The sequence below is a fragment of the Actinacidiphila sp. bgisy167 genome (assembly GCF_057707665.1).
In genome coordinates, this window is record NZ_JBYIQP010000007.1 from 84,873 (window position 1) to 96,139 (window position 11,267).

10 protein-coding genes, 1 tRNA gene and 1 pseudogene are annotated in these 11,267 nt (G+C 74.6%); 10 read left to right on the forward strand and 2 right to left on the reverse strand.

The annotated features are described in order from the left end of the window. Positions 1-220 precede the first annotated feature (220 nt). Positions 221-691: pseudogene (locus AC3ET4_RS04620) on the forward strand (SUKH-4 family immunity protein); the annotation flags it as partial. A 9-nt stretch (positions 692-700) separates the two neighbouring features. Here the strand turns inward: AC3ET4_RS04620 and AC3ET4_RS04625 are convergent. Beyond that, positions 701-2,023: an NsdA family TPR-like regulatory protein gene (locus AC3ET4_RS04625; protein WP_431946160.1), complete on the reverse strand. Its 1,323-nt coding sequence runs from the start codon at positions 2,021-2,023 to the stop codon at positions 701-703. Between the two features lie 178 nt (positions 2,024-2,201). On the opposite strand from AC3ET4_RS04625, the gene AC3ET4_RS04630 reads away from it, so the two are divergent. Continuing rightward, on the forward strand, positions 2,202-2,600 hold the full coding sequence (locus AC3ET4_RS04630; RefSeq protein WP_431946162.1) for a hypothetical protein: 399 nt from the start codon (positions 2,202-2,204) through the stop codon (positions 2,598-2,600). A 34-nt stretch (positions 2,601-2,634) separates the two neighbouring features. After that, a complete protein-coding gene (locus AC3ET4_RS04635) occupies positions 2,635-3,498 on the forward strand; it encodes a spermidine synthase (RefSeq protein ID WP_431946164.1) in 864 nt (287 codons plus the stop codon). A gap of 474 nt (positions 3,499-3,972) precedes the next feature. Here the strand turns inward: AC3ET4_RS04635 and AC3ET4_RS04640 are convergent, their stop codons facing one another. Continuing rightward, complete coding sequence (locus AC3ET4_RS04640) at positions 3,973-4,656, reverse strand: TetR/AcrR family transcriptional regulator (RefSeq protein WP_431946166.1); 684 nt, start codon at positions 4,654-4,656, stop codon at positions 3,973-3,975. Between the two features lie 261 nt (positions 4,657-4,917). Between AC3ET4_RS04640 and AC3ET4_RS04645 the strand changes: the two genes are divergently transcribed. The 7 genes from AC3ET4_RS04645 to AC3ET4_RS04675 all read left to right on the forward strand — a co-directional run bounded on the left by AC3ET4_RS04645 (position 4,918) and on the right by AC3ET4_RS04675 (position 11,191). Further along, positions 4,918-5,802, forward strand: a complete 885-nt coding sequence (locus tag AC3ET4_RS04645; RefSeq protein WP_431946168.1) for a phosphatase PAP2 family protein — start codon at positions 4,918-4,920, stop codon at positions 5,800-5,802. A 148-nt stretch (positions 5,803-5,950) separates the two neighbouring features. Beyond that, complete coding sequence (locus AC3ET4_RS04650; protein WP_431946248.1) at positions 5,951-7,042, forward strand: hypothetical protein; 1,092 nt, start codon at positions 5,951-5,953, stop codon at positions 7,040-7,042. Then, positions 7,033-8,625 (forward strand): hypothetical protein, encoded by a 1,593-nt coding sequence (locus AC3ET4_RS04655; protein ID WP_431946170.1) that lies wholly within the window; start codon positions 7,033-7,035, stop codon positions 8,623-8,625. Before AC3ET4_RS04650 ends, AC3ET4_RS04655 begins: the two co-directional genes overlap by 10 nt. Further along, a complete protein-coding gene (locus AC3ET4_RS04660; RefSeq protein ID WP_431946172.1) occupies positions 8,622-9,947 on the forward strand; it encodes an AAA domain-containing protein in 1,326 nt (441 codons plus the stop codon). The genes AC3ET4_RS04655 and AC3ET4_RS04660 overlap by 4 nt, the downstream gene beginning before the upstream one ends. 85 nt (positions 9,948-10,032) lie before the next feature. After that, the gene (locus AC3ET4_RS04665) at positions 10,033-10,404 is read left to right on the forward strand and encodes a hypothetical protein (protein ID WP_431946174.1); all 372 of its coding nucleotides are present in this window, start codon (positions 10,033-10,035) and stop codon (positions 10,402-10,404) included. A gap of 112 nt (positions 10,405-10,516) precedes the next feature. Continuing rightward, on the forward strand, positions 10,517-11,065 hold the full coding sequence (locus tag AC3ET4_RS04670; protein ID WP_431946176.1) for a bifunctional DNA primase/polymerase: 549 nt from the start codon (positions 10,517-10,519) through the stop codon (positions 11,063-11,065). A gap of 53 nt (positions 11,066-11,118) precedes the next feature. After that, positions 11,119-11,191, forward strand: a tRNA-Lys gene (locus AC3ET4_RS04675). The last annotated feature ends 76 nt before the right edge of the window (positions 11,192-11,267 follow it).

Genomic DNA, 11,267 nt, shown 5'->3' on the forward strand with positions numbered 1-11,267 from the left:
CGCGGCGGCAGGGGGTTTCCGGAGGACGCGGAGGAGGGACCCGTCTTCGGGCGTCGACGCATGGCGGCAGCCGCCCCGACGTGGGATGCGCCGGCGGCGCTGCCACGAGACCCGTCCGGGGAGCCGGAGCCCGCGCGCCCCTGGCCGTACGAGGACATCGACCTCCCCCGGCCCGGGCGCCGGTCGCACGTGACTCGGCGGCGTACGGCACGAGCCGACCCGGGCCTTTCTGGCCGACGTCGGGATTCCCGACCGGCCCGGCGGCTGGTTCGAGGCGGACGAGGGTCTCGCCGAGGGCGCGATCAGGCTCGGGGACGCCTATCCGGACCTGGCACAGCACTACCCCGGACTCCCGGCCTCAGCCGCCGACTGGGTCTCGCTGGGTGTCATCGGTTACGACGACATCGCCGTGGACCACGTCACCGGCACCGTGTACTGACTGCCCGACGGCTCGGCCGAGTCCTACCCGCTCAACCGGGACATCATCCACGCCTTCGCGGTGTTCCTGTGTGCCCTGGAGACGGAGCGTCCCGGCTACGATCTCGCGGTCGCCGGTGAGGTGGCGGATCCCGAGGGGGCCGCGCACCGGCTCGCTGAGTTGTTCGCCCGCGTCGACCCCACCTCGCTCAACCGGCCGGGAGGGACGTGGGGCCGGGTGCTGGATCACGTCCGCGAGGCGCTGCCCGCGTAGCGGCCCCGTTCACGCCGGCCGTGACTCCGCCTGCCGGCGCAGGAATTCGGCGACGTCCTTGCGCCGGGAGTACGGCTGGAGGGTCTGGGCGGCGGAGGAGAGCATGCCCCGTACGCGCGGGGACTGGACGCGGCCGAGGAGGTCGAGGACGCGGATGCCGGCGTCGGCGGCCTCGTCGACGCGCCGGGCGGAGGCGAGGTTGCCCGCGAGTTCCGCGGTGTACAGCGCGGCGTTGCGCGTGAAGTGCGGCGCCTGCAGGTCGACCGCGCGCCGGGCGTGTTCGGCCGCTCGGCAGTGGTCTGCGAGGGCGGACCAGGACTGGGCCTCCAGGCCCGCGAGTTCGGCCTCGCCGTAGAAGGTCATCCACTCCGGGTCCGCGGCGCTGGAGCCGCGGCCGAAGAGGCTGTGGGCGCGGCCGAGGGCGCGTTCGCAGCCGGATCGGTCGCCGAGCCCGGCACAGCCGCCTGCCTCGCGCAGCGCCAGCAGCGAGAGCAGCCGCGGCGAACCGAGGTGGCGCGCGGCCCGCTGGGCGGCCTGTGCGGCCCGCACGGCCTCGCGCGGGCGGCCGGCGTCGCGGGCGAGGAAGGAGGCGTTGCAGAAGGCGTGCGCCTCCAGGGCCCGGTCGCCGGCCATGCGGGCGGTGGCGAGGGCCTCGCCGTAGAAGGAGCGGGCGTCGGCGAGGCGCCCCGAGTCGTGGGCCAGCCAGCCGACGGAGATGGCGAGTTCCCCGGCGCCGCCCATCAGGTCCTCGGCGACGGCCTGGCTGTAGGTGCCTTCGTCGAGGAGGCGGTAGGCGGCGCCGAGGGAGTGGCCGGCCTGGCGGTAGAGCGCGCCGGCGCCGTGCCGGTCGTCGTGCAGGCGGATCTCGCGGACGGCCGCGCGGACGGCTCGCGCCTGGGAACTGCCGACCTTGTGCGTCGTCTTCGCCCCGGCGGCGGGCGCCGGGATCAGGGTGGTGGCGATGGCGGCCGGGCCGCCGGTCATGAACGCGCGACGCAGCACGTCGCTCTCCTCGTCGGTTGCGGTCTCGTTCTGGGCCGGCCCGGGGGCCGGTGCTGCCGGTGTGCGCCTGCCGCGGACCACTTCCCGCGGTTCGAAGCCCATCTCGGCGAGGTCCCGGCCGGGGAACATGTGCCGGAAGACCCGCTCGTAGGCGTAGTTGGGGCAGCGGATCTCGCCCGACTCCACCCGGCCGATGTAGCGGGCGTCGCAGCTGACCTGCTCGCCGATGTCCCGTCCCGCGCGGCGTACGGCGGCGGCGAACTCACCGGGGGACCGGTCTCCGCGCAGGCGCCGGAAGGCCGTGTTGGGGGTGGAAGGTGACGACTGCATCGCCGGGCTCCCGTTGGACGGTCGGTGCGGTGCCGGTGTGGCGGCGCGACGACCGTACTCGCTGCGAAGGCCCCAGCACCGAAGGTTTAGTTACAAAAGGGATATCTCATCCTCCATTCGCCATGAAACGCCACCCCTGACGGCGTCACAAAGGCGTAGCCGTTGACGTCCGCGCGCGTTGGACACCGTGCAACCGACTGTCCGACCCCAGGGAGGATGCGCCTTGTTGGACGAGCCATGGGATCTGGTCACCGTCCCGGCCCGGCAGGGACTGGAGGCCGTGGACATCCTGCGCCTGCGCACCGGTCTCGGACCGGTGCTGCACGACGGCTCAGGTGACAGCCTCGGCTTCCTGGTGCCGCCGGGCACAGCCGACGGCTGGGACCTGCCGGGCAGCGCCTGTACGCAGACCTCGGGCGCCGGGTTCACCGTCCCCGGCGAGTTGCGGGAGCCGCCGGTGGCGGGCAGCGGCTGGCTGGTGCCGCCGCGCGACGACAGCGCGGTGACGGACCCGGCGGTGCTCCGTGACGCCCTCGGTGAGGCGGCCCGGATGATCGAACTGGCCGACCGGCTCTGAGTCCGCCCGCCGGCCACCGCCCATACTGGGTGGCATGGCAGCGCGCAGGACGAGGACGACGAAGGCGCCGGAAGGCATACGCGAGCAGGTCGGCGGAGGCCTGGCCGAGCTCGTGCCGGACCGGGACCGGCCGCGCGGACGGTCGCTGCTGATCGACGGGGCGCCGCAGTCGCACGTCGACCTCGACGACCCGGAGTACCTGGACTTCTCCTACCAGCGCAGACTCGGTCACGTCGTCGACCTCGCCGCGCCGCCCGGCCGCCCGTTGCGCGTGCTGCACCTCGGCGGCGGCGCACTGACCCTGGCCCGCTACACCGCGGCGACCCGGCCGCGTTCGACGCAGCAGGTGGTGGAGCTGGACACCGCGCTGGTCGACCTGGTGCGGCGGGAGTTGCCCTGGGACCGCACCTGGCGCATCAAGGTGCGCGGCGGCGACGCCAGGGAGGGGCTGGCCAAGGTCCCGGAGGCCTGGGCGGACCTGATCATCACCGACGTCTTCGGCGGCGCTCGTACGCCCGCCCACCTGACCAGCACGGAATTCCTCGCCCAGGCGCGGCGCGCGTTGGCGCCCGGCGGGCTGTACGCCGCCAATGTGGCGGACGGGGGGCGGCTGGATTTCCTGCGGTCGCAGATCGCGACGGTGCGGGCGTGCTTCGCGCACGCGTGCCTGGCGGCGGATCCCGCCGTGTTGCGCGGGCGGCGCTTCGGCAACGTGATCCTGGTGGCCGCGGACGGCGAGCTGCCCGTCGCGGAGTTCACCCGGCGCGTGGCCTCGGACCCCCATCCGGGACGGGTCGAACACGGCCGGGAGCTGGACGCCTTCGCGGGTGGTGCGGCGGCCGTCACCGACGCCACGGCGGCGGCCTCCCCCGCTCCCCCGGAATCGGTGTTCCGCTAGGGCCGTCGGGCGCGTGGCCGGCCCGCCCGAGCCGGCCACCGGCCGACCGTGACGGCCGGTGGCGTAACGCGATCAGTGGCCGTAGGGCGGTGCGCCGGTCCTGCGCTTGTGCCGGATCGCGGCGGCATCGGGAGGACGCGCTGGGCGATCCGGACGGCGACACCGTCGAAGGCGGTCCGCCGCGTTGTTCGCGCGCTGACGGCTTCCCCAGCTGTCGTCGACCGACTCGATCGGCCGCCACACCGGCTCCGGCTGCAATCGCCCGCGGTGCTGCCCCCGTTCGGCCGGAGCGGTGCCGTCAGGTGCCGTGGACGATCCGGGGCGGGGATGTCGAGGCGGCCGAAGGCCCGACGCCCAGGGGGCATGGACATCCGGGGCCGCGGGCAGCGGAGCCCTTCCCCGCGCGGGCGTGCACGGACCTCGCCCGCGGACGCGCCCTCGGCAGGGCGTGCCCGCGGACCCGGCGCCGCGTCCTCAGGTGCGGAGCAGACCGTCCAGCAGCGCGGCGAGCCCGGCCTCGTACTGCGCGCGGCCGGACTGCTGGGCCGTGACGAGTTCGGGTGCCAGCCCCGCGAGCGAGGGGTAGCTGTCCGGCGGCAGGTCGGCGAGGCGGCGGCGGATCCTCTCCTGCAGCCCGGCCTCGGCCTCACCGCACTCCGCGCGCCTGCGGCGGACCGCCCACAGGGAGGCGCCGATCGTGTACTGCATCAGCGCCACCTGGGCGCGCACGGCAGCGGAAGGTTCCAGTCCCGCCTCGATCAGCAGGCAGAGCATGCGGTCGATGACGGCGACGGCCTCGTCGCCGCGGAGCGGGCGGCTCGTGAGCAGCTGCAGGGCGGAGGGATGCTCGCTGAACAGCCGGTACACGCCGAGGCAGAGTTCGATGAGCTGTTCGCGCGGCGCGCCGGAGCCGGAGGGCAGCTCGATCTCGCCGATCAGCCGTTCGTTGACCGCGTCGATGATCTCGTCCTTGCCCTTGAAGTGGGAGTAGACGGCCATCGTGCCGACACCGAGCTCCTGGGCGAGCGCGCGCATGGTGAGGGCCTCGGTCCCGCGGCGGTCGAGGAGCGCGACGGCGGCGCCGAGGATGCGGTCGGGGTTCAGGGTGTTGCGGGGGACGCGGCGCCGTGGGGAGCGGGCCGGCGGGGTGACAGTCATGAGGGATGCGTGTCCGGTCGTGGGGATCGTCGTGAGCGGTCGGCAGGTCGAGCGGTTTTCTTGATTCTCCCGTGTTTCCGGGCAACCCGGGCCTGGCGCGGGGCGTCATTTCGCACGTCTCAGGAAGCACGGCCACCTGAATCCAGGATGAAGCGGAGGCGAAGGGAGGAATAGGCGGGGGCGGTGTCCAGGTTGCCTAGCGTACGTCGTACGGTAGACCGATGTGACTCACACAGGGAGAAATGGGGGGGGAACGGCCGGATGACCACGAGCATCACCGCCCCACGGGCGTCCGCCTACGGGGGCGGGCTTCGCTGGTGGACCGAACTGCCGCTGATCGCGGTCGTCTACGGCCTCTACACCGCGGGCCGACTCCTCGTGCGCGGCGACGTGAGCCGGGCAGCCGACCACGGCGTCGCCATACTCCGCCTGGAGAACGTGCTCAACATCGACCCAGAGCGCTGGCTCAACTCCGTGTTCAGCCGCTACCGGACGCTCGGGGTGCCCGCCGACTTCTGGTACGCCTCGCTCCACTACCTGGCCACCCCGCTGGTGCTGGTCTGGCTGTGGCGCCGGCGGCCGACCGCGTACCGCTTCGCCCGCACATGGCTGCTGGTGTCCACCCTCGTCGGGCTGATCGGCTTCACGCTGCTGCCCACCGCCCCGCCACGGCTGCTGGCCGCCGGCCACGGCTTCGTCGACACCATGGCGGAGTACGGCTCCTACGGCTGGTGGGGCGCCGACGCGAGCGCGCCGCGCGGGCTCGGCGGGATGACCAACCAGTACGCGGCCATGCCGAGCCTGCACGTCGGCTGGTCCCTGTGGTGCGGCATCATGCTCTGGCGCCACGGACGCACCGCCTTCGTCCGCGCCCTCGGGGTCCTCTATCCCCTCGGCACCGCCCTCGTGGTCATGGGCACCGCCAACCACTATCTGCTGGACGCCCTCGCCGGCATCGTCGTGATGGGCGTCGGATGCCTGCTCACGCGCCCCGCGCTGCGCGTGGTGGACCTCGTACGCGACGCCGTGGCCACCCGGTCCGCTACCCCGCGGCGGCCGGCCTCCGCGTTCGCCGAGACCTCCCGCGCCGTCGCCCCGGCGGACGTGGGGATCCTGCCGGGAACGGCGGTCGAACCACGCCACTGATGCTCCGGGCAGGACCGCACACCTGCGCCCGCCCGCATTGCGGCCCGCGTTGTCGGTGCGGGGTGCGAGACTTGCGCGGGTGAGCACTACGCACGATCTGCGAGAGCGGTTGGCCGCGCTGCGTGGCCCGACGACCGTGCCGCGTCCGATGGACGCGCGCGCCCTGGCGGCGCTCGCCGCGAACCCCGGGTGCCGGCGCCGGGCGCTGCTGGACGCCGCCGGCGTGGACAAGGCGGCGGTGGCGCGCGTGCTCGGCAACCCCGCTCCTTTCGGGCAGTCGCAGTTCGCCTTCGTGCGCGGCCATGCCTTCGAGGCCCGGGTGAAGGCCGAGGGGTGCGCCGAGCTGCTGCGTCTGCTGGGAGCGCCCGAGGGCACCCGCGCCGTGCTCCCCGACCTGTCCGCCCCGGGCCCCGAGGGCCGGCTGGCCCGCACCCGCCTCGCGCTCAAGGAGGCGACCGCGGCGGGACGGTGGACCCTGCTGGACCACCCCCTGCTGGCGCTGGAGGTCGCCGACTCCCCGGTCCACCTCGAGCCGGACGTCATCGCCGTGCGGCCGGACGGCTCGTGGACGGTGGTGGAGGTCAAGTCCTTCCCGATCCTGGACGGTTCCGCGGACTCGGTGAAGGTCGGCGCCGCGGCCCGCCAGGCCGCGGTCTACGTCCTGGCTCTGGAACGGCTGGGGTTCGGCACCCCGGAGCACCGGGTGCTGCTGGTGTGCCCGAAGGACTTCTCCAACCTGCCCGCCGCCGAGTTCGTCGACATCCGCAAGCAGCTGTCGGTCACCCGCCGCCAGCTGGCCCGGCTGACCCGGATCGAGGAGATCGCCGCCTCCCTCCCGGAGGGCACCACCTTCGACCTGCGGCTCGCCGACGACGGCCGGACGGCGACCCGCCCGCCGGCGGAGCTCGCCGACGCGGTGGACCGACTGCCCGCGGCGTACGCGCCCGAGTGCCTGGCCAGTTGCGAGCTGTCCTTCCACTGCCGCGAACAGGCCCGGGCCTGCGGCGCGGTGGAGGTCCTCGGCCGCGGAGTGCGCGGGGAGCTGGGCGCGTTGACCACCGTGGAGCAGGTGCTGGCTGCGGCGCTGGGCACACGGGACGGTGCCTCCGGCGACTCCGACGGCGAGGAGCCCTCCCGGGACGTCGCGGACCATGTGGACCTCGGCGATCTCACGGATCCCGGGGTCGCCGCGCTGCGGCGGGCGCAGGCCCTGCGGGCGGAGGCACTGGGATGTCGCTGATCTCCGTGCTGGCCCGGGCGGAGGCCATGGCGACCGGCCGTGCGACCCCGCTCGCGACGGTGCGCCACCGCCATCTGTCGGACCGTCCCCTGGTGTTCGTCCCGCTGACCACCGCGGGCGAGGTGGGCGCGCCGCTGGGCGCCCTGGTCGGCACCGACCGCGACGAGCCGCGGCTGCTGGCGGTGCCGCAGCCGCGCGACCGCGATCTGCGCTTCGCCTTCCTCGCCGAACTGGCGCAGGCCGTGCTGCCGTACCTGGAGTCCTACGCGGACGACACCGAGACCGAGCCGGCGGGTCGTGCCAAGGCGGGGGCGGCGCCCGAGGAGGAGTCGGAGGTCTGCGCGGACGCTCCCCAGATCGTCGTCCCGAACACCTCCGCCGTGGAGTACGTGCGTCTGCTCGGGCGCTCCACGCGCTTCCGCCGCACCTTCGAGGACGACCCCGACGAACCGCATCCGGTGCCGGCCCGGGTGCCGCTGCTCGGCCGCTGGCTGACCCACTACGGGGAGCGCGCCCGCACCCCCGGCTCCGCGCTGCTGCTGTCCGCGACCGAACTGCTCGGCCGGCACTGGGCGACCGGCCAGAGCAACCTCGAGGACCAGCACCTGGGCGCCCTGCTGGCCTGGATCGACGCGCCCGTGGAGGGCATGACGGGCAGCGAGGCGGCCCGCCGCGCGGAGTCCCACCGCGGCCCGGACGGCCTGCTGGTGTTCCCGCCCGCCGGTCCGGCGACGGACCCGGTCTTCGACAACGCCGTGCTCGCCCCGGCCATCGCCCGCTACGACGCCGGGATCACCGGCGCCGGGGAGGAGATCCGCCGCCTGCTGGCCGCCCAGATGCGCCCCACCTGGGACGCGGTCTGGCGCTCCCTGGACCTGGTGCGCGAGCTGCCCGAGGGCGCCCATGTCGCGGACCGCTGGCGGCGCGACCGCTGGTCGTACACCTCCCACCGCGACCGGGTGCGCGCCGGGGAACCGCCCCAGCCCCGCCGCGACGACGCCGTGTCGGCGGCCCAGAAGCTCGCCGGCCGGGAGACCGCGCAGGTGCGGCTGGAAGCCCAGGAGGCACTCGACGACCCGCTGGTGATGGCCGGGCGGCGGCTGGCCGGAGAGGCGTTCGCGGGCCAGGTGGACCGGGTGGAGATGGCGATGAGCGAGGGCAAGGTGCCCAAGCCGCGTCCGCTGGTGACGGTCCTCACCCAGGACCGGCCGCATCTGGACGAGGACGCGAAGGTCTTCCGCGCGCTGCCGGACGGCCGCACCCAGCAGGCCCAGTTCGTGGAGTGGGCCGGGCCCGGGGCGGTGCTCCTGCGGGTGGTGAACGGCATGGGCCGCGGCAAGGTCCCCGCCCCCGGCACGGTGCCGGAGGAAGGGGAGGAGGTGTGCTGGACGTTGTTCGAGCACGCGCCGCGCGGCGGCGCCGGGCTGCCGGAGCCGGAGGACACGCCGTGGACGCACGGCGGGCCTCCGGGCGCCGCGACCGCAGGCGCGACGGCGGCCGCGACGGCGAGCACAGCGGCCGGCACGACGGCGGGCGCCGTCGCCGAGCACCCCGATCCCTTGACCTCGGAGGACTATCTGTGAGCCCGGTGAGCGACGCCGCCCTGGCGGCCGGCACCGCGACCGACCGGATCCTGCACGACACCCTGCACGGCACGCATCGCGGCGTCGTCGTGGACTCGCCGCCCGGAGCGGGCAAGTCCACGCTGGTGGTGCGCGCCGCCAGGGAGCTGGTCGCGGCGGGCGAGTCCCTGATGGTGGTCGCCCAGACGAACGCGCAGGTGGACGATCTGGTGGACCGGCTGGCCACCGCCGACCCCGGCCTGCCGATCGGCCGGCTGCACGGCAGCGACTCGCCGCCGGACCGGGGGCTCGACCGCCACGAGGCGGTGCTGAAGTCGACCAAGGCGGCCGACCTCACCGGCGCCAAGGTGGTGATCGCGACCGCGGCGAAGTGGGCCTACGTGAAGGACGCGGAGCCCTGGCGGCACGCCATCGTCGACGAGGCGTACCAGATGCGCTCGGACGCGCTGCTGCAGGTGGCCGGGTTGTTCGAGCGGGCGCTGTTCGTCGGCGACCCCGGCCAGCTCGACCCGTTCAGCGTCGTCGGCGCCGAGCAGTGGGCGGGGCTCAGCTACGACCCGTCGGCGAGCGCCGTGGTCACCTTGCTGGCCCACAACCCGGGGCTTCCGCAGCACCGGCTGCCGGTCTCCTGGCGGCTGCCGGCCTCCGCCGCGCCGCTGGTCTCGGACGCCTTCTACCCGTACACCCCGTTCCGCAGCGGCACCGGCCACGGGGACCGGCGGCTGTCCTTCGGCGTTCCCGGCGACGGCTCGGGCGTGGACCGGGTGGTGGACGAGGCCGCCGTGTCCGGCTGGGGCCTGCTGGAGCTGCCCGCGCGGCGCACCCCGCGGACCGATCCCGAGGCGGTGCGCGCGGTCGCGCTGGTCGTCCGGCGGCTGCTGGACCGCGGCGGCGTGGCGGTCTCCGAGCGGGGCACCGCGCCGGTGGGCCCGGACCGGATCGCGGTGGGCACCGCACACCGCGACCAGGCGGCGGCCGTCCGCGCGGCGCTGGCGGAGCTGGGTGTGACCGGTATCACCGTGGACACCGCCAACCGGCTGCAGGGCCGGGAGTTCGACGTGACCGTGGTGCTGCACCCGCTGTCGGGGCGTCCCGACGCCACCGCGTTCCACCTGGAGACCGGCCGGCTGTGCGTGCTCGCCTCTCGCCACCGGCACGCGTGCATCGTGGTGTGCCGGGCGGGGGTCTCGGAGCTGCTGGACGAGCACCCCTCGACGGAGCCGGTGCAGCTGGGGGTGACGGTGAAGTTCCCGGACGGCTGGGAGGCCAACCACGCCGTCCTGGCCCACCTGTCCGAGCACCGCGTGGCCTGGCGGCCGTAGCGCGGGCCGGCGTTCCGCGCCACCGCCGCGGCGTTCTTGCGCGAGGCGGGACAATGGAAGGCGCGACGATCCTGGAGGTACGTTCATGTCCGAGCCGCAGTCGGCTCACAGCGCGGCGGGCAAGCAACCCGCCCCGCGCCTGAAACCCGCCCAGCTGCTGTTCGAGCCGGCCGCCCTGGCCGAGGACGAGGAGCACTTCTTCGATCTGGAGTCCGTCGAGGACCCCCGGGAGCTGCTGTCCCGCGCCTCGGAGCTCACCCTGGCCTTCCGCGCGGCCGCGGACCGGGCGACGGAGTTCCAGGCCATAGCCGCGGCCCAGCTCGCCGACCCCAGGCGTTTCGACCGGCTGACCCCCGCCGCGATCGGCGAGCAGGCGGGCTGGTCGGAGGACTACGCCAAGCGGATGATCGAGTTCGGCGAGGGCCTGATGCGGGGCGGGGACGCGGCGCTGTCCTGACGGCGCACCTGGCATATGCGATCGGGGCAAGGTACCTGACACATGGCGTGTGTGTCCGGCCTTCCGGCGATGTCGCGTCGCGCGACGTTCACTCACGGTAGTTGTTGGTGTCATGAGTGATCGGCAGTGGCACACATGGCCGGGGGGCGTGCCGGAGTCCGCCTCCCACCCATATCCGTACGCGCAGTACCCCACCCCCGACGGGGCCGACTGGCTCGCCTCCGCCAGCGCCTTCCCGCGCAGCGTGCGGGCGCTGTGGTCCGCACGGCCCACGGCGCCCAGCGTGCTGCCCTGCGGCACCGCCTTCGACGTGGTGAACCTGCCGGACCTCTTCGGGCGCCGGGTCCTGGAGGAGCTGTGGTCCGCGGGCCCCGGCTCCGGCCCGGCGGCCGCGCTGCGCGGACGGCTGCTGCTGCTCGCCGAACCGGGCACCGCCGCACGCCTCCCCGCGCTGCTGGGCTGGGACGAGTGGGGCGTGGCGGTGCCGCCGGTGCTGTGCCACGGCGCGGGGGAGTCGGTGGCGCTGCCCCCGCCCTACGGCGACACCGGCAGCGGCCGCTCCCGCTGGCTGGTGGCCCCCGACACCCGCCGCCCCTGGCTCCCGGCGGCCGGTGACCTTCTGTGGGCCTGCGTCCGAGCGGCCCGCGCGCAGGACCGTTGATTATCGATTTTCACCCGCCCGCGAGCGGATGCTAAGGTCTACGACGTCAGCGAGCGCCGCTAGCTCAACTGGCAGAGCAGCTGACTCTTAATCAGCGGGTTCGGGGTTCGAGTCCCTGGCGGCGCACAAACGACTGGAGGCCGTTCGTCCTGAGGACGAACGGCCTCCAGTCGTTTTCGGGCGCCTGTGACGGCTCGGACAA

Coding starts and splice junctions, on each gene's coding strand:
- AC3ET4_RS04625 (WP_431946160.1), bottom strand. CDS start 2,023: ATGCAGTCGTCACCTTCCACCCCCAACACGGCCTTCCGGCGCCTGCGC.
- AC3ET4_RS04635 (WP_431946164.1), top strand. CDS start 2,635: ATGGCAGCGCGCAGGACGAGGACGACGAAGGCGCCGGAAGGCATACGC.
- AC3ET4_RS04640 (WP_431946166.1), bottom strand. CDS start 4,656: ATGACTGTCACCCCGCCGGCCCGCTCCCCACGGCGCCGCGTCCCCCGC.
- AC3ET4_RS04645 (WP_431946168.1), top strand. CDS start 4,918: ATGACCACGAGCATCACCGCCCCACGGGCGTCCGCCTACGGGGGCGGG.
- AC3ET4_RS04650 (WP_431946248.1), top strand. CDS start 5,951: ATGGACGCGCGCGCCCTGGCGGCGCTCGCCGCGAACCCCGGGTGCCGG.
- AC3ET4_RS04655 (WP_431946170.1), top strand. CDS start 7,033: ATGTCGCTGATCTCCGTGCTGGCCCGGGCGGAGGCCATGGCGACCGGC.
- AC3ET4_RS04665 (WP_431946174.1), top strand. CDS start 10,033: ATGTCCGAGCCGCAGTCGGCTCACAGCGCGGCGGGCAAGCAACCCGCC.
- AC3ET4_RS04670 (WP_431946176.1), top strand. CDS start 10,517: ATGAGTGATCGGCAGTGGCACACATGGCCGGGGGGCGTGCCGGAGTCC.